We start from the raw sequence: 16173 nt of genomic DNA, 5'->3' as shown, positions 1-16173 counted from the left end.
GCTCCACGGGAGGACGGACCATGGTCGCTCCCTTGCCTGCCCTGCCGCAAGGCTTCCTTTTCCGACGGCGGTCGGAATCCGGGAAACTTTCCTGTGTCACTCACGCTCGATCGGTTCGTGCAAGACAACACTCTGACCAGCGGCGGCGAGCTTTCTGTTTTCTGGTCGCGAGCCTCGTGATCACATTCGCGGTCGCGGCATTCGCCGGACTGAACGCGACCATCTCGCTGGCGGCCAGCTATTTCCCTAACCTTTCCCAAACCCATCTCGCGGAAGGAAAGGCCTTCCTCAATCGAGGCGACGTCGCAGAGGCCATCGCCGAATTTCGCGCGGCGATCAGGCTCCAACCGGACCATGCCGAAGCCTACTACAACTTGGGCTATGCGCTGGGCCGGCAGGGAGACCTCGATGGCGCTATCGCCGCCTATGCGGAAGCGGTCCATTTGCGGCCCCACGACCCCGCCTATGCCGATGTCTACGCGAACCTCGCCCATGCCCTCGGCCAGAAAGGCGACCTGGACGGCGCGATTGCCGCTTGGAAAGAGGTGGTCCGTCTCCATCCCGGCGATACGGAAGCCAGCGCAAACCTGCAACTCGCGTTGCGAAAGCGAGGCGATCTGGATCGAGTGGTCGTGGCCTGGCAGGAAGCGATTCGCTTGCAACCGGGCGAATCGTTGGCCTATGCCGGGCTGGCGACCACCCTGACTGAAAAGGGCGATCTGGATGGCGCGATTGCCGCCTGGCGGCACAGCGTCCGTTTGAACGAGAACGACGCCCTCGCGCAGCTCAACCTGGGCGTGGCGCTGGGACAGAAGGGTGATCTCGACGGAGAGATCGCCGCCTACCGCGAGGCCATCCGTCTCAAACCCAACGACCCGGACTTCGCCGAGGCCTATTTTGACCTCGCCTACGCCCTCGCGCAGAAAGGCGAGGTGGAGGAGGCGATTGCGGCCTGGCGGAAAGCGATCCGCCTGAACCCGACCGCAGGATCGGAACGCAAACGCTTGGGCCTCGCCCGCACCGCGCAGGGGAGCCTGGAGCGGGCGATTGCCGCCTGGCAAGCCCGCATCCGGGTCGATCCCGCCGACGCCTTCGCCCATTTCAAGCTGGGCATTGCGCTCGGGCAGAAGGGAGATGTGGCGGGCGAGATCGCAGCCTATCGTGAGGCCATCAGGCTCCGGCCGCATGATCCCAACCTGGCCGAAGTCTATCATCAACTCGGCAAGGCCCTGGCGCACCAGGGCGCCTGGCGCGACGCGATCGAGACCTATCAGGCGTTGGCGCGTGTCAAGCCGGACGATCCGCGCATCAAACATTCGCTGGGCGACGCGCATCGCGTGTTGGGTCTGACCTTGCTCGAAAAAGGCGAGCTGAGCCAGGCCATCGAGCAGTTGGGCATGACCCTGCGATTCGATCCCGCCAACGAGGAGGCCAAGCGCGCCCTCGCCAGCGCCCTGCTCACGGAACGCACCCAGCGACGGTAATCCCTTCAAGGTTTGGACGAGAAGAGCTTCTGGGGAGTCCGCGGCTATTCGAATAGCGCCTTGCCGTGGAAGCACGACTGGTACGGTTGATGTAGAACCTCGGGCAGGATAGTTACACACATTACGTGTGTACTTTTATAATAGATACGCCAACAGATACCTCCTCTCTTGAGACCTTCAGAAGCACCCAAGTGCCGGGGTGACGGCATGGTCCCTCGTATGGGCAAACGCCTCAGAGAAGCAGCGGCCAATGGTCAGTGTCGGAAGGGCTTGAAGACATCGACGCATCTTGACGTAGCCTGAGCTGTCCATCCCATCCTTCGTCAGCGGACCATGAGAGTCTCTTTAAGAAGCCTCTTGGAATGGTCACCTCCTCTCACGAGATCGCCTTCTCGAACCAGTCGCGCAGGATCAACTGCTTCGTCAGGAACAGGGTCATCCCAATTTGGACCATTGTTCTGGCGCCGAAGATGATCAGGTGTCCGAGCTTATGTAGAAGGAGCCGCATCATCGAAGACCTCTCACGCCATCAGGAAGAGCAACTTCCGGACCACGAGCTTGCCGAGCGAAAAGATTGGCGTTCTCTCGATCTTCGATCAGTAATCGTTGCGATTTCTCGAGGGATTAGAAGGAAGGATTGGGACGGAGGGAATCAGACGGGAGGTCCGGCGCAACCTGCTGCCGGCTGCGCTGTATCTGTTTCTTCAACCGGTGTATCGGAACGTATACGAGGGGGGATCGGAAGCTTGGGATGAGGTGGCGGAAGCCTCTCGGAACAGGTCGCTATTTCTTTATCCACTGCCCGGAAGGCGACTGAACGAAATGCCCGGGCTTGGTGTTTTGAATCGCCTTTTCGCCTGCCAGGGATTCGACATCTTTGATATTCGTCTTGTTGCGGCTTGCAATGTCCTCATAGGCCTGACGGCGCTTCTGATTGATGTCATTCACCAGGGCCTGCACCTCCCCTCCGCCGGAGACGACCCCCAGGTACCCGCTCGGCTTCTCTCCGACCAGCCCCTTGGCCTTGGCTTCATCCAACGACAGGGCCCAGGCCGGGATGCCCCACACGAAACCCATCACGACGAGCGCACCAACCAGGACGGCTTGATTCCACCGGTGCATGATCTTTCTCCTTGCCGATACGATCAGAAGAGGCCGCTCTTATCCGAGAGCACCTGATCCAATTCCTTATCAACCTTGACCCGGATCTCGTGGTCGATCTTGACGTTGAGATTGATCGTGATGGGCTTATCCGGCGGCGCGACTTCCACCCGGGGCGTGCACCCGACGAGGCCGGTTCCGGTTGCAACCATCGCAAGGCCCGCGACAACGAGGCGCCTCCGCCTATTCACCGATCTCCTCTCCTCTCTTCACGCTCCGGAGCGTCTTTGTCGCCGCCCTCGGGCTCGCCGCCACTGCCGCCCTGCCTGTCCAATCGCTCGGTGAGGGCATCCTGTACCTTCGTCACCGTCTCCAGCGTCTTTAACAGCGCCGGGATATTCTCCTGTACGTTCAGGTTGAAGTGCACCGGCCGCCCGTTCTGCCACCCGGGATTGCGCCCCTCGAGACGCGTATTCAGCAGCAGGGTCCCGTCCTCTTGATACTGCACGGACATCGCGAGCACATTGTAGTGAAAATCGGAAAGCGCTTGCAAAACCATTTCCATGTGCGGATTTGTCGACGCGACCGCCTGGCCGGCGGCCGGCGGCGGCCGGTATCGAATCACGCCGCCCGGCGGGCGGGCTTCCACCAGCCCCTCCTCGACCATGACCGCCCTGCCGCTGATGACCAGGGGCAACGTGCCGTCCAAGAGACCGGTGCCCTCCAGACCCTTCTGTTGCTCCAGGTTCAGGAGCTTCTGGACCTCGAAGTTTTGAAGCTGGAGCGTGAGCCGGTGAACCGGCTGAGCCGGATCGTATCGGAGCCCCTCGCTGACAACCTGGCCGCCGAACAGGCCGGCGCGCAGGCGCCGAAGATCGACCCAGGCGATGGTCGAGGGATCGGTCCACTCGACTTTCCCGACCTGCACCTCGCAGGACACCTTGGTGACCTCGACCGGTCCCTGAACGGACGCCACGGTCACCTTGGCCGGTTCCGGCATGCTGAGAACGTCCATGCCCTGGACCTCCACCACGACATTCGTCGACAGGCCACGGATGTCATACGTGTGATACCGTCCGTCGAGTCCGCTCAACGACACCGTCACGGTGCCCTGTTGAATCGTCGGTCGCTCCTCGGCCTGTCTTGGGTCCCCCTTCCAACTCACCGTGATATCCGACGAGACCTCGCCCCGAACGATATCGAACGGATAGGGCCAGGGGGTCGCCAACGTGCTGAGCAGGGCTTGCGGCGGCTCGAACCGGACCGGCCCCACACGCAGACGCGCCGAGCCCTGTTTCTCGGACCAGTGATGGGTGCCGGTGCCGGTCACTGATAGGAAGTTTTCGGGCGTCGTCCCCTCCACCTCGACCGTGATCATCGACTGGTCCGTTACAGCATGGGCCTGCCAGTTCGACGGAGGCAGGGTCGGCGTGGTCATGCTGGGCGCCAACCGGGAAAGCGCGAGCGTCAGATCCGCATTCCAGCCGTTCTCGACCGGCTCCAAGCGCTTGATCCCAAGATCCGCTCGATCGAGCGTGACCCTGGTCTCCTTCATAACGAAACTGGGCGCGCGCAGTCGAACCAGGCCGCGATTCATCACCCAATGTTGGCTCGGCAGATCGACCAGCAGGCGAACCGGCTCCGCGACGGCCAGGCTCACATTCGACGCCCGGAACTGGTCCATGCGCACTCTCGATGTCTTTACCACCGAGGCGCGATCGACCAGGACCTCAGCCCTGGTCGCCTCGACCGTCACCTCCCCATCTACATTCCACGTCGCCTCAGCCACCTGAATAAGGTCTTGTGCGATCGGGCCAAGCTTGCCCTCCACATGAACCGTCCCTCGCCCTGACAGCTCCTGAACTGGTGACTGGGCCAGGCTCGTAGCGATCAGTTCGGCACGGATCGGCCTCGTGGCATTCCCGTACCGAATGCGGACCGGACCCTCCATGGCCCACGATGGCGATTCGGTCGAGGGGATCAGATGGCCATGCGTGCCGGACGGCACATCGATCGTCAAGGGAGAGAAGCCCTTGGCAAGCGGATCCATCAGCCAAGCCGGCAGCTTCACCGCCGCAAGCGAAACATTGGCTCCGAAGAGGCTGTCTTCGTTCAGCGTCCAGTCGAGACGATGGCCATTGCCGGACACCCGCCCGCTGAGCAAGAGAGCCATGGTCTGTGCCCGCCCCGGCCATTCGGGGAGCGCCAACCGGAGCCGCACCTGCCCTTCGACCTTGGTCTCCGGATCGAGCCAGAGGGACTGCACCGCCGCCGACCGCGACGCCGTTACCGACCATTCGGCCATCACGGTGCCGGAGATCTGCTCGATCTGCGGGCCGAGCGGAACCATCAAGGCCAACAGGGGCGCCAGTTCCTGAAATTCCGTCTGAAAGGTCCCGCGCAGGCGGAGGTCCGATTCGGCCGGCACTTCCTCTGTACGAAAGGCAACGACCGGGGAACCCTGCCGTCCGATCCGATGCAACTCCGCCGTCATCGAGCCGGCATGTCGGCCCATCCATCGCAATTGGTAGGCGCTCCCCTCCAGGCCCTTGAAGGTCAGGGCCCCCGTGAGCACCTGCTCGCGTTCCTGGACGGTTCCGGAAATCGTCATGTCGCGAAAGGGCCCGCTGGCACGATCCCGATGCACCGTCACTTGATCCAGAAACAGTTGGTCGAGAGGCAACCGCGGAATCGGCTGGAACAGGGCTCCCAACGACAGCGCCGCCTGCTTCGATAATTCCGCTTCGCCGGTGGGCTCAGGCCCTCGCTGCTCATCTTGAAGCATGATCGAGGCACGGGGGACAACCACCGTATTGACTCGTCCCCCGAGCAGTTCTCGCAGGTCGTACTCCACCTGGACATCCTCCAGTTGGAGGCGCAGGTGCTCAGGACCCAGGTCTTTTTGAACCGACAGGCGCGGGATGCGCAGGGAGATCAGGCCCGGTCGGTCCACCTGCACGACGACCTGGTCAAATCCACGCTGGATCAGGAGGCGGGTCAACAGCCGGGACGCCAGGTCCGGCAGGATGCCATAGAGCAGGAACGTCAACCCCAAGATGATCAGCAGCAAGCCGGCGAGAATTTTGGCGAGTCGCGTCAGCACGGAGTCCCAACAGCCGCCTTGTGAAAGGGGCGGAGCATGCACCAGTAGAGGAGATCGGCGGCCGAGTCAACTGGTCTTGGTGAATTGGATACGGATTTGTCGAAGATGGGATCAGAGCGAAACCGAGCTCAGTCCGCGCCGAAAGGCAGATCCAGCACATACAGCCAGGTCCCGTCCGGTTGCCGGCGGAGTACTTCAACGCTCTTGCCACCCATTTCCACGGCCGACCCGTCAGGTCCTGTTCCAGTCAGCTTCCACTGTCCGCTGAGGACGGCCATGTCGCCAGCCTCCAGGACATAGCGGGTCGTCAGGTCCATGCGAGGCTTCAGGGCTAGAAAGCCCTGCAGGGCGGTCCGAATGGCCTCTCGTCCTTGTACCTCCTGACCCGGCTGTGGCGCCAGCTTCGCGTTCGGTTCATAGAGCGCGAGCAACCCGTCCAAATCCCCTTCGTTGAACCGCTCATTGAATACCGCATGCATGTCTTCCGGTCGGCGAATGGACATGGTCTCTCCCGACGGAGCCATCCTCAGGTCACATCCCTCTACTGCGATCGTCATTCCAATGTCTGGCAGTATTGTTCAAACTGCAGGACAAAGGCAACAAATTCGTCCCCGCCTTGCTGCCAATACCGTCCGGACGACACGTTGGTCCGCCGTTCTCGCGCCAATTGCCGACAGGCTTCCTGCTCAGCCCGTTGCACCTGCGGCTGCAGGCGCGCCTGCTCCTCCGGAGAGCGGCGTAGCAGGGACTGCTGCATCTGTTGAAGCCCGCGATAATGATCGTACAAATCCGGCTGGGGTGACACTGGCTCGGGCTCCGCCCCCGGTTCCGCCGTCGCCAGGCCTGCAACGAGAAAGATGCCCACACCAATCGCCCTCACTAACGACCATCTGTTCATGGTGCCAATCCTCTCAAGCGAGACGAATTCCTTGCTGCGCGGGAATCTTCTCGATCAACCGAAAGTCGGTGCGCACGGACGCGATCGTTTCGCCCCGCTGCTCGATACAGGAGTCATCGATCGGTCCCAGCCAGCGATCGGCCCGAGCCAAATACGACAGCCTGTACGGATCAATCCCCATGATCCGGCAACAAGTCGCATCCACCGCCGGAAGATTGCGCCCCATCACGAGCACCCCCACCTGCTTGGGATCGCCCATGATCGGGCCATCGCCTTCCATGCCGACGATGCCGTCCACAATCGCAAACTGCGGCTTCAACGTCGCGTTGATATCCAGGATCGAATTTTCGATCCCCGCATGGTGCAACACGTTCTTCGGCCAGCCATAATAGATGCCGGGCATCACGCCGAACAGGTTTTTCATCGACAACGTCGCGCCAGCCCAATGGTGCGTCTTCATTTTGGCCACGGAAACAATCCAATCGACTTCCTTGAACAGGGCGGGAAACGTCAGCGTCGGTAAGGAGGTCTGCCTCCCGACATTCGCCATCTCATAGCCCGTGATGTAATTCAGGTCGTGAAACGTGATGCGATCTTCCGTCAGCACATCCGCCAGGCCGGATTCTTCATAGACCGCCAGCGTATCTCTCCGATGACCAGGTCCTTCGGCGACCATGACGGACCCCGCCCCAAGTCCGAGGAATGCTTCAATCGCCCCACGCAGGACCAGCGGATGGGTATTGATGTGGGGCGCCCTGGAACTGGTCTCCACAAGATTCGGCTTGAGCAGAATCCGTTTGCCCTTCACTTCCTCAGCCGTCACTCCCAGCTCGCGCAGGCCACGTGAAATCGCATCGGCGATATCCAACTCGTACCGAGCCGCCTTCGCGACAAAGGTTTGAGCCTGTTGCGGCAGCCGAAGATACCGCTTGGGGAGCAGCAACCATCCGGTTCCAATGACCACCCCTGCCGCCCCTGCAAAGAGCAGATCGCGACGAGTCAGGCCTTGTCCAAGTTTCGATTCCCTCTGATTCGACACAATGCTCCTTATGATGTATGGCTCGTCGCTACGAGCCCGCTGCCCGAGGCAGCCAGGAATAGGAGACTAAGCGCGGACGTGTCGTAGGGGCCATAGCGGGATTGGTTGGCCAGACACAGTTCGACCAGAGCATCGCTGTTGGCTGGCGTCCGACCCCAAGCGGCAAGCCCGAGCAAAGCCCATCCCAACGAGAGGGGCGTCCGTAGACGACCCACCTCTCCGAGCATATATTCGAGGCTGCGTGCCACCTTGTCCTGAGAAACCTGCCCGGCCAATCCGGCCAACGCGGCTCCCGTACTTTCCGGCATCGGATGCAGTTCCTGCCCGAACACGAGCGTATTCCCGTAATTCCATCCTCCATGAGGCAACTGCCGGTCCAGCATCATCAGGATGGCCTCACGAACACGTTCATGTTGGCCAAACCCCGTTACCCGTAATGCCATCACACTCAGTGCGGTGGGCTCAATCCAGGAATGAGTGCCTGCGACCCAAGGCCATCCTTTCAAGAATGTATTGTGCGCCACAGGATCATCGGGGCGCCGATGATAGTGCACACCGCTGGCATCAAGGAGAAAATGGATCGCACGGCTCTGAGCGAGGCGGTTTGCCGGAGAATCCTGCCAGGCGAGGATGGCGAGCGCGGTCGGCCAATAGGCATCGGGATGGTTTCGATCCATCCAGACTCGGCCATCCGCTCCTTGTTCCTGGGCCAGACGCCCCCTGAGCGGTCCGAGCGATTCCTGTCGTGCCCCGGATGCACGGAGGGCAAGAATTCCCCAGGCGGTCGCATCGACCCGGAACCGACCACCGGGCAGGTCGGCCAGCCCCCCATCGGCCAGCAGCCGAGAGGCGAGGGCCGTTTCCACGATCTGGGTGAGGGACGAGCGAGACAAGTCCGCTCCGAATTATTGACCGAGCAGCGCGGGAAAGAGCACTCTCACCATGCGGATGCAAGCCGGCCCGATCGTGACGATGAACATGCTGGGGAAAATGAAGAAGATGAGGGGCAACAGGAGCTTGACCGGTAACTTGGCTGCCAGCTCTTCCGCCTTGAGCCGGCGCGTCGTTCGCATGGAATCCGCATGGACGCGAAGGGCCTGGCCGATACTGGTCCCGAATCGGTCTGTCTGAACCAGAATCGCAACCAGATTTCTCACTTCCTCCAAATCCGTGCGGTGCGCCAAATTTCTCAGCGCCTCCTGCCGCGTGACGCCCGTTCGTAATTCAAGGGCCAGGAGGTTCAGCTCATCGCCCAAAGCCGGATGGGCGCGCTTGACCTCTTCGCCGACCCGCCCGATGGCCTGATCCAATCCGAGCCCGGCCTCCACACAGACCACCATCAGGTCCAATGCATCCGGGATCGCCCGCTGGAGCGCATCCTGGCGGCTCGCAATCGCCCTGCGCAGCCACAACGATGGAGCATAATACCCGCAGGCTGCGGCCAAGACATAGTAAAAAATCAATTGCGTAGTGCTGGGGAACCCAAGGACCTTGGCTGGAATCAGGGCTATCAGACAGACGGCGATCACCGCCAGCAACAGCTTGGCGCCGACGTAGAACAAGGACGCTTTCCCGCTACGGTAACCGGCGCAGACCAACTTGCCCCGCGTCGCGCGCACCTCCTCCGAGTTGGACGGCTGATTCAGCTTACCCAACCATTCGAGCAGGGCATACACTTGCACTTTGACCTGCTCGACGACTCCGGGAGAAACCTCATCAGCCTCCGCGACGGCTCGGTCGCCATCCGCCCGTCGGCGCCAGACTTTCAGCGCCTCTCTTGAATTGAGATAGAGAATCCCAGCTGAACTCGCCAGCAGAACAGCTAGAAATGTGACGACCGCACCGATCAATGGGACATCCATGGTTGGCTCCTCAGACCTTAATCGCCACCATCCGTTTCATCACCGCCGCGCCGATCACCATCAACAGGCTGCCGACGGTCGCGAGATTCTGACCCCAGGGATCCGTGAACAAGAGCCCCATGTACTCAGGATTCATTTTAAAGAGGAGCCCCCCCACAAATAGCGGAAGGCCGAACAACACAATTGCCGACATCCGCCCTTCTGCAGACAAGGCCCGCACTCTGAGCTGCAACTCGAACCGTTCGCGGATGAGTCCGGCCAACGAATCGATGATCTCCGCGAGGTTGCCGCCGGTCTCCCGCTGGACCAGCACCGACGTCACGAAGAACCGCAAATCCACGCAATCAATCCGGTTGGTCATGTTCTGGAGCGCCTGCGGAAGGGCGACTCCCATTGCCACCTCTTCAAAGACCCGCCGAAACTCCATGCCGATGGGATCGGCCGCCTCCTCTCCAACCAGCTTCAACCCCACTGAGAACGCATGCCCGGCCCGGAGGGCTCGCGAGACGAGTTCCAGCGCCTCCGGCAACTGACGTTCAAACATCGCCATCCGTTGACGCTTGAGCCAATAGAGGTAGCAGGCCGGCAGGGAGCCCGCCGACGCCGCCAGGAGGACCGCCGGCGCAAGGGGGACGTGCAGTGACAGGGCCGTCATGAGTCCCGCCAATCCTAAGAGAGGCATGGCCAGCACGAACAGGCCCAAGGGAGTCCGACAGTCCGCCTGCCGATGGAGCGTGCGGAGAGGTTGGATGCGACGAGCCTGGAGCAAGAGAGCGTTCAACCAAGGAATGTCGCTCAACGACTCCTTGCGGACAATGTCCAATTGAGCAGCCGCTTCCGGGGCCGACCATTTCTGGATCCGCTCGATGGCGCGATCCATCCCGCGCGGAACCATGGCTCGATGCACGGCCGCACAGCCTTGCAGAAACAACAGGATCGTGACGAAGATCCCCAAGGCGATCAGGACGGTCAGCATTCGTACACCTTCAACGGGTCGAACAGATCTGCAGGCAGGGCCACGCCCTTGGCCGTCAACCGTTCGGTAAACTTGGGCCGTACGCCGGTGGCCTTGAACCGTCCTTTAACCTTCCGATTTTCGTCCAGACCGGTCTGCTGGAAGACGAAGAGTTCCTGCAGCGTGATGAGATCGCCTTCCATCCCGACGACCTCTTGCAGGCTGATCAGTTTCCTCGTGCCGTCCGACAATCGCGCAATCTGAATGATGACATCCAACGCGGATGACACGTAATGCCGCATGGCCTTCGTCGCCAGGTTGAGCCCCGCCATCGACACCAAGGTCTCGATCCTGGTTAAGGCGTCCCGAGGCGAGTTGGCGTGGACCGTCGTCAATGATCCATCGTGTCCGGTGTTCATCGCCTGCAACATGTCGAGGCTCTCCGCCCCGCGGACCTCGCCTAAAATGATCCGATCCGGCCTCATACGGAGGGCGTTTTTCACTAGCTCCCGCTGCGCGATTTCGCCCTTCCCCTCGATATTGGCCGGACGTGTTTCCAGTCGGACGACATGGTCCTGCCGGAGTTGGAGTTCGGCGGCGTCCTCAATCGTGACGATCCGTTCATTGTTCGGGATGAATCCTGACAACACGTTCAACAGGGTGGTTTTCCCCGATCCCGTTCCGCCCGAGATCAGCACGTTCAACCTCGCCTGCACGATCGCCTTCAACAATTCGCCGATTTCCGGAGTCAGGGAGCGTTTCTCGATCAAATGGTACAACTGCAACGGATCCTTGCTGAATTTTCTGATCGAGAGGGACGGGCCGTCGATCGCGAGCGGAGGAATGATGGCGTTGACCCGGGACCCGTCCGCGAGCCGGGCATCCACCATCGGCACGGATTCATCGATGCGACGCCCCACACGTGACACGATCTTCTCAATGATTTTTTTCAGGTGTGCATCATCCTTGAATCGGACCGGCGTGAGTTCGAGACGCCCGTACCGCTCGACAAAGACCTGCTTGTGCCCATTGACGAGGATATCGGCCACGGATGGATCGGCCAGCAAGGGCTCCAACGGTCCCAACCCCAATACCTCATGAAGAATATCTTGCGTAATTTGAGCCCGTTCCCGTTGATTGAGCGGAACCGATTCCTGCTGCAGGAGTTGCTCGATCAACTTGGTCAACTGGGCCGTGACGGCTTCTTGCGGCATCGCGCTCACGGCATTCAGATCGAGCAACTCGATCACACGTTGGTGGAGCCGGTCTTTCAGCGCTTGATAGTGCGAGGAGGCCTCGGCCCCGTTCATCTGTTTCATGGTCAGCATGGCGGCGTTCTGTCCCCCTTTCCGATCGACTCGTCACATACGCAACCGGTGCGCTCAGACAATGGACGGCTTGCCCTTGGCTTCGAGCCCGAGACTCGCAAAACAGCGTCCGAGCAGCGACCCCTTCTTATCCTGCCCCCGTTCGGATGCCGCTCCGCTGGCGGCGGTTCTGTCGCCGATCAGCCGATCGGCTCCCTGCACAAACCACCGCCCAAGCGAGGTTCTCGGCGCCATCATCGTCAGGGGCTTCCCATGATTGACGGCCTCGTTGGCCGTCCCATAATCGTTCGGAATCAGCCCGGCCGCTTGGACACCCAACATATTCTCGGTTTCGACCAGCAAGTCCTTCTGGTCATTCCCATAGCGATTGACGACCACCGCGATCTTGCTTCCCGGAAAGTGCGCAACTTTCAAGGCTTCCAGCAGCCGCCTGGTTCGGCGAATGACGGGCAAGGAGAGCGTGGTCACAACCACGACCTGATCTGAACTTTCCCAAGCCTCTTTGACGGCCGGCTCCAGGACATGCCCGCAATCGACCACCACATGCCGGTGCAGGGATCGAAGGAGACCGATCACCCGCATGGCGCTGCCGGGCCTCGGCTCGACATCTTCGAATCCCTCATACCCGGAGGCCAGAAGGTAGAGTCCCGACGCATGCCTCAACATCGTGCTCCTGATGATGGTTTCATCAAGCCGCGAGACATCTTCTGAAAGGTGCTTGAGTCCTTGAGCGGCACGCAGGTCCAAGAACAAACCCAGATCCCCGCCATGGACGTCGAGGTCCACGAGCGCCACGGATTCCCGTGGCCTTGCCTGTTGCACGGAGATCGCGAGGTTGGTGGCCACCGTGCTCGTTCCGAACGCGGAACCAACAGTCTTCCCCGGTCGCTAGAATTGGATTCTTGAGACGCACGAGAGCTCCGCGTTCATCTAATTCCTTGGTGACGCCTTCGCTTCTCTGCCCCTCAGCGAGCACTTCGCACCGTTGCCGGCACCCGACCCGCAACGTCTTTCTCCACTCGGGCCGGTCGGTCGCCGCCAGGATAGCAACGCTCAGGAAAAGGCCGTTCACGGCACCCCAGAACAGGCTGACTTCCAATCCTGGATAGGGCTCCTGACTCATCCACAAGCGAATGCCGTTGAACAGTCCGGCGACGAGCAATCCCAAACAGATCAGATGAGGCGCCAGACGGGTGAGGTGACTCCACTTCGGCTTATCCTGTTGCCGTCCCTTTGGAGTCACAACGAAGGGTCGTTTCTTCCAGGGGTTCAATAGGGTTTTCACATTCGCCCAGAGCAACGGGAAGCACATGGCCGTTTCGTAAACTTCCGACCAAAATGCATTGCGTGTGCCGTGACTCACCGTCCGGAGCATCACGAGCGTCGCGATATAGTAGGCCCCAAAATAGTGCACCAATGAGGCCACACTGGCTGTGACAGGAATGATTCCCATCAACAGGGCCAAGAGGGGAGCCGTCAGGCAGATCACTCGGGGCAGTCCATGGAGAAAATAATGGATGGAAGCCAGATATCCCAGTCGCTGCGGGATCGTCAGGCCGCGCAGGGTCAAAGGATTATCCTTGAAAAACATCTGCACGTGCCCGATCGCCCAGCGGGTCCGCTGCTTGATGTAGGCGTCGAAGGATTCAGGCATCAGCCCGACGGCCAGCACCTTGTTGAGGTAGCAAGACTTATAGCCCCTTGCGTGGATCAGCATGCTGGTATGGATGTCTTCCGTGACGGTCTCGGTCTTGAATCCCCCGATCTCCAGTAACGGTTGTCGCCGAAAGAGCCCGCAGCTCCCGGCAAAAAATGCGCTGTTATGGGCATCACGTCCGGCTTGGAGCACGCGATAAAACAGCGCTTGTTCATTGCGGAGGACCCGTTCCATTCGGAGATTCCGCTGGAAAATGTCCGGGTTGTAGAAGTGATGGGGCGTCTGGACAAAGGCCACTCGTGGATCATCAAAAAGCCCGACTGTTTCCTTGAGAAACACCCGTGTCGGCACATGATCCACATCAAAGACGGCAATGAGTTCACCGGTGGTTCTCTGTAAGGCGTGATTGAGGTTCCCGGCCTTGGCGCCCTGCCGATCCTGCCGCCGGATATACTGGCAACCGAATGAGGCGGCCAACGTCTTGACATCGTCCCGCTGGCCATCGTCCAGTACATAGACGGTGTATTTGTCCTGCGGATATTGCTGGCTCACACACCCGATGAGCGTGCGGCGAAGAATATCCAACGGTTCGTTGACGATCGTCACGAAGACATCGACCGTCGGGCCGCGTTTCGTCGGCACGGAACGCCGATCGAGCGGAGACCAGGCATGATAGACAAACAAGGTCACCTGGCAGAGTGCGTAGATTTCCGCGAAGTACACCGCCAGACCGGCCAGGGTGGTCATCCAGTCTTCGGTGTTCAACGTATAGACGGCACGCCAGACCATGTAGCGGATGTAGAGAAGCAGCGTGAGGAACAGAATCGCCTTCCGCCCCTTTCCCAGCCAACTCAAGGTGGCGACCACGCCCAGAAGAGCGATCGTGAAGAGGATCGAAAAGGGATCGCCGTAAAAGGCATCGAGAATGGCCATGCCCTACCTATGCTTGTCCCGGCGTTCAGAATTGGAGTGCGCGGAGACAGGATCAGCCCAGGCCAATGGGAGGCTTCGATACCAAACCAGTGCAGAAAGAGAACAACGGACAATTATTGTCACCGCCGTCTCCTTCCCCGAGACGTGCGCGACAGTCCTGCGCTTCCCTGACCGCAGCAACGCATGCGCTAAAGGTAGCGAGGGTCGACCACCCTGCACATACCTAGGAGGAAGGGACCACGTGCCCTCCAATGGTGCTTCCCCGAATGAGGGACCGTGCGAGGTCGACTCACCGGGAGTCGCCTCGAAGTGGATCACTCAGTTCTTGGTCAGAGGAAAACTGAAGGAAAGGCCGTGAGGAAACAGAGCGACGAGGAGCGTTTGATCAGCACGATCGCGGGAGAGCGGCTGGCCAGCGTGGTCGAGAAACAGGTCGTGCGAGGGATGGTGTAGACGAATGGCTGAGACTACAATCGTTCGCCGTATTTTTTGAAATGCTCCTGCTTGGCGCCTTTGATCCAGTTGTCGCGCAGGATTCGGCCCTTGAACGTATCCAGCTTGGCGTCAATCATGTCGATGTCGTCTTTGGTCCAGGAGGCGATCTGCCGGAAGTAGAACACCCCGTTGCGGTGCAGCAGCTTTTCAAGCGTCGGCCCAATCCCGGCGATGCACGTGAGATCGTCCTGCGCGCCTCCGTCCGGCAGGTGGGCACCCCATTTGGGCAGGGCTGAGTTGTTCGCTTTGGGAGCGACCGCGTGCGACTTGAGCGCCTTGGTCTTGGTCCGGACTTTTTCCAACTTCACCAGCGGAGCGCTCCCTTCCAACCGAGTGCGCAATTCTCGAATCTCTTCGTCACGCACCGCAAGGGCCAGGCGCTGCCGCTCGGCCTCGACCCGCCAACGCTCGTTTTCCCGCAGCGCGGCTTCGCGGCCGGCGGCCTGCTCGCGCAGCTCCTGCGCCTGATGATCAGCTTGTGAGAGCCGTTGTTTCAACGCCGCCAGTTCCTGCTCCCAATGCTCGGCCAGACTCCGCAAACGGTCCCGATCCTGCTCCACCTGCTCCAACCGCTCGACCGACGCCGCGAGCTTGTCGATCTCCCGTTCCCGTTCCGCCACGATGTGCGTGAGCACATGCAGTTCCCGCTCCTGCGTCTGAAAACGCGACAGCTCCTCATGCAGGCTGCGGATCGTGGCGTCTCGCTCGTCGAGCAATTGCCGCGCCCAGGCATCTTCCTGTTCGGCCGTCGCCCGGGCGGACGCCAATTGCTCGCGCAGTTCGTGAATCTCGGCCTGGAGCCGCATCCGCAAATCCTCCACGCTGCCCCGCGCGACCATTTCACCCAGTTGGGCCTGCAAGGCGGCCACTTCGGTGTCCCGCTGAGCCAGTTGCGCCGGCAACTCTTCCATCGCGACCAGTCTGGCCCGCAGGTCAGCCAGCGTCGCCTCCTGCATCGTAAGCTTAGCCGGCAGCGATTCGAGCGAGGCCAGTCGCGCGCGCAAACCCTGGATGGCCTCGTCCCGATCCGCCACCTGGCCCCGCAGTTGCGCGGCGGCCTCCTCGGCCTGCGCGATCAGTCCGACCTTGTCAGCCGCCGATTGTTGCGCGGCCTCCAGATCTCGCTGCAGGGCCTGCACTTTCCGCTCGGCGGCGGTGAGTTTCACTTCCAGCTCAAAACGCGTCACGCCGATTTGTTGGTCTTCCAGCGAGAGTTTCTTGAGCATCCAGCCGACGACGGTCCCGATCGCCGCGGCGGGCAACAGACACAGCAGCAACTCTTGAATGACGGGTCCCATGGAAAATGTCCTACGGAGAC

General features: G+C 60.8%; 15 protein-coding genes. 1 reads left to right on the top strand and 14 read right to left on the bottom strand.

What is annotated here, in order from left to right:
* Positions 1-176: 176 nt before the first annotated feature.
* Positions 177-1484, top strand: a complete 1308-nt coding sequence (locus tag QWI75_RS07030; protein WP_289267988.1) for a tetratricopeptide repeat protein — start codon at positions 177-179, stop codon at positions 1482-1484.
* A gap of 376 nt (positions 1485-1860) precedes the next feature.
* On the opposite strand, the gene QWI75_RS07025 is transcribed toward QWI75_RS07030, so the two are convergent.
* The 14 genes from QWI75_RS07025 to QWI75_RS06960 all read right to left on the bottom strand — a co-directional run bounded on the left by QWI75_RS07025 (position 1861) and on the right by QWI75_RS06960 (position 16153).
* Complete coding sequence (locus tag QWI75_RS07025; protein ID WP_289267987.1) at positions 1861-1995, bottom strand: hypothetical protein; 135 nt, start codon at positions 1993-1995, stop codon at positions 1861-1863.
* Positions 1996-2267: 272 nt separating this feature from the next.
* A complete protein-coding gene (locus QWI75_RS07020) occupies positions 2268-2606 on the bottom strand; it encodes a YdbL family probable chaperone protein (protein WP_289267986.1) in 339 nt (112 codons plus the stop codon).
* Positions 2607-2629: 23 nt separating this feature from the next.
* The gene (locus tag QWI75_RS07015) at positions 2630-2797 is read right to left on the bottom strand and encodes a YnbE family lipoprotein (RefSeq protein ID WP_370693625.1); all 168 of its coding nucleotides are present in this window, start codon (positions 2795-2797) and stop codon (positions 2630-2632) included.
* A 35-nt stretch (positions 2798-2832) separates the two neighbouring features.
* Positions 2833-5688 (bottom strand): intermembrane phospholipid transport YdbH family protein, encoded by a 2856-nt coding sequence (locus tag QWI75_RS07010; RefSeq protein WP_289267984.1) that lies wholly within the window; start codon positions 5686-5688, stop codon positions 2833-2835.
* Positions 5689-5816: 128 nt separating this feature from the next.
* Positions 5817-6191: a YybH family protein gene (locus QWI75_RS07005; RefSeq protein WP_289267983.1), complete on the bottom strand. Its 375-nt coding sequence runs from the start codon at positions 6189-6191 to the stop codon at positions 5817-5819.
* Positions 6192-6241: 50 nt separating this feature from the next.
* Entirely contained in the window at positions 6242-6586 is a 345-nt protein-coding gene (locus QWI75_RS07000) for a hypothetical protein (protein WP_289267982.1), read from the bottom strand.
* A gap of 13 nt (positions 6587-6599) precedes the next feature.
* Positions 6600-7625, bottom strand: a complete 1026-nt coding sequence (locus tag QWI75_RS06995; RefSeq protein ID WP_289267981.1) for a DUF362 domain-containing protein — start codon at positions 7623-7625, stop codon at positions 6600-6602.
* A gap of 8 nt (positions 7626-7633) precedes the next feature.
* Positions 7634-8518, bottom strand: coding sequence for a prenyltransferase/squalene oxidase repeat-containing protein (locus tag QWI75_RS06990; RefSeq protein ID WP_289267980.1), 885 nt, complete (start codon positions 8516-8518; stop codon positions 7634-7636).
* A 12-nt stretch (positions 8519-8530) separates the two neighbouring features.
* Positions 8531-9487 carry a type II secretion system F family protein gene (locus tag QWI75_RS06985; protein ID WP_289267979.1) on the bottom strand — a complete coding sequence of 319 codons (957 nt, stop codon included), beginning with the start codon at positions 9485-9487 and terminating at the stop codon, positions 8531-8533.
* A 10-nt stretch (positions 9488-9497) separates the two neighbouring features.
* Positions 9498-10463, bottom strand: coding sequence for a type II secretion system F family protein (locus QWI75_RS06980; RefSeq protein WP_289267978.1), 966 nt, complete (start codon positions 10461-10463; stop codon positions 9498-9500).
* Positions 10457-11770, bottom strand: coding sequence for a TadA family conjugal transfer-associated ATPase (locus QWI75_RS06975; RefSeq protein ID WP_289267977.1), 1314 nt, complete (start codon positions 11768-11770; stop codon positions 10457-10459). The genes QWI75_RS06980 and QWI75_RS06975 overlap by 7 nt, the downstream gene beginning before the upstream one ends.
* A 54-nt stretch (positions 11771-11824) precedes the next feature.
* Positions 11825-12436: a CpaE/TadZ family protein gene (locus tag QWI75_RS06970; protein WP_289267976.1), complete on the bottom strand. Its 612-nt coding sequence runs from the start codon at positions 12434-12436 to the stop codon at positions 11825-11827.
* A gap of 22 nt (positions 12437-12458) precedes the next feature.
* Positions 12459-14360 (bottom strand): glycosyltransferase, encoded by a 1902-nt coding sequence (locus tag QWI75_RS06965; protein ID WP_289267975.1) that lies wholly within the window; start codon positions 14358-14360, stop codon positions 12459-12461.
* A 467-nt stretch (positions 14361-14827) separates the two neighbouring features.
* On the bottom strand, positions 14828-16153 hold the full coding sequence (locus QWI75_RS06960) for a helix-hairpin-helix domain-containing protein (RefSeq protein ID WP_289267974.1): 1326 nt from the start codon (positions 16151-16153) through the stop codon (positions 14828-14830).
* Positions 16154-16173 lie beyond the last annotated feature (20 nt).

The sequence above is a fragment of the Nitrospira tepida genome, from assembly GCF_947241125.1.
GTDB lineage: Bacteria > Nitrospirota > Nitrospiria > Nitrospirales > Nitrospiraceae > Nitrospira_G > Nitrospira_G tepida.
Note: the sequence above shows the minus strand (reverse complement) of the source record. Positions and strands in the feature narration are given on the sequence as shown.

What these genes read in the sequence shown, in the direction of transcription:
- QWI75_RS06980 (WP_289267978.1), bottom strand. Translation starts at nt 10,463, where the DNA reads ATGCTGACCGTCCTGATCGCCTTGGGGATCTTCGTCACGATCCTGTTG.
- QWI75_RS07015 (WP_370693625.1), bottom strand. Translation starts at nt 2,797, where the DNA reads ATGGTTGCAACCGGAACCGGCCTCGTCGGGTGCACGCCCCGGGTGGAA.
- QWI75_RS07025 (WP_289267987.1), bottom strand. Translation starts at nt 1,995, where the DNA reads ATGATGCGGCTCCTTCTACATAAGCTCGGACACCTGATCATCTTCGGC.
- QWI75_RS06970 (WP_289267976.1), bottom strand. Translation starts at nt 12,436, where the DNA reads ATGTTGAGGCATGCGTCGGGACTCTACCTTCTGGCCTCCGGGTATGAG.
- QWI75_RS06985 (WP_289267979.1), bottom strand. Translation starts at nt 9,487, where the DNA reads ATGGATGTCCCATTGATCGGTGCGGTCGTCACATTTCTAGCTGTTCTG.
- QWI75_RS07005 (WP_289267983.1), bottom strand. Translation starts at nt 6,191, where the DNA reads ATGTCCATTCGCCGACCGGAAGACATGCATGCGGTATTCAATGAGCGG.
- QWI75_RS07020 (WP_289267986.1), bottom strand. Translation starts at nt 2,606, where the DNA reads ATGCACCGGTGGAATCAAGCCGTCCTGGTTGGTGCGCTCGTCGTGATG.
- QWI75_RS07000 (WP_289267982.1), bottom strand. Translation starts at nt 6,586, where the DNA reads ATGAACAGATGGTCGTTAGTGAGGGCGATTGGTGTGGGCATCTTTCTC.
- QWI75_RS06975 (WP_289267977.1), bottom strand. Translation starts at nt 11,770, where the DNA reads ATGCTGACCATGAAACAGATGAACGGGGCCGAGGCCTCCTCGCACTAT.
- QWI75_RS06960 (WP_289267974.1), bottom strand. Translation starts at nt 16,153, where the DNA reads ATGGGACCCGTCATTCAAGAGTTGCTGCTGTGTCTGTTGCCCGCCGCG.
- QWI75_RS06965 (WP_289267975.1), bottom strand. Translation starts at nt 14,360, where the DNA reads ATGGCCATTCTCGATGCCTTTTACGGCGATCCCTTTTCGATCCTCTTC.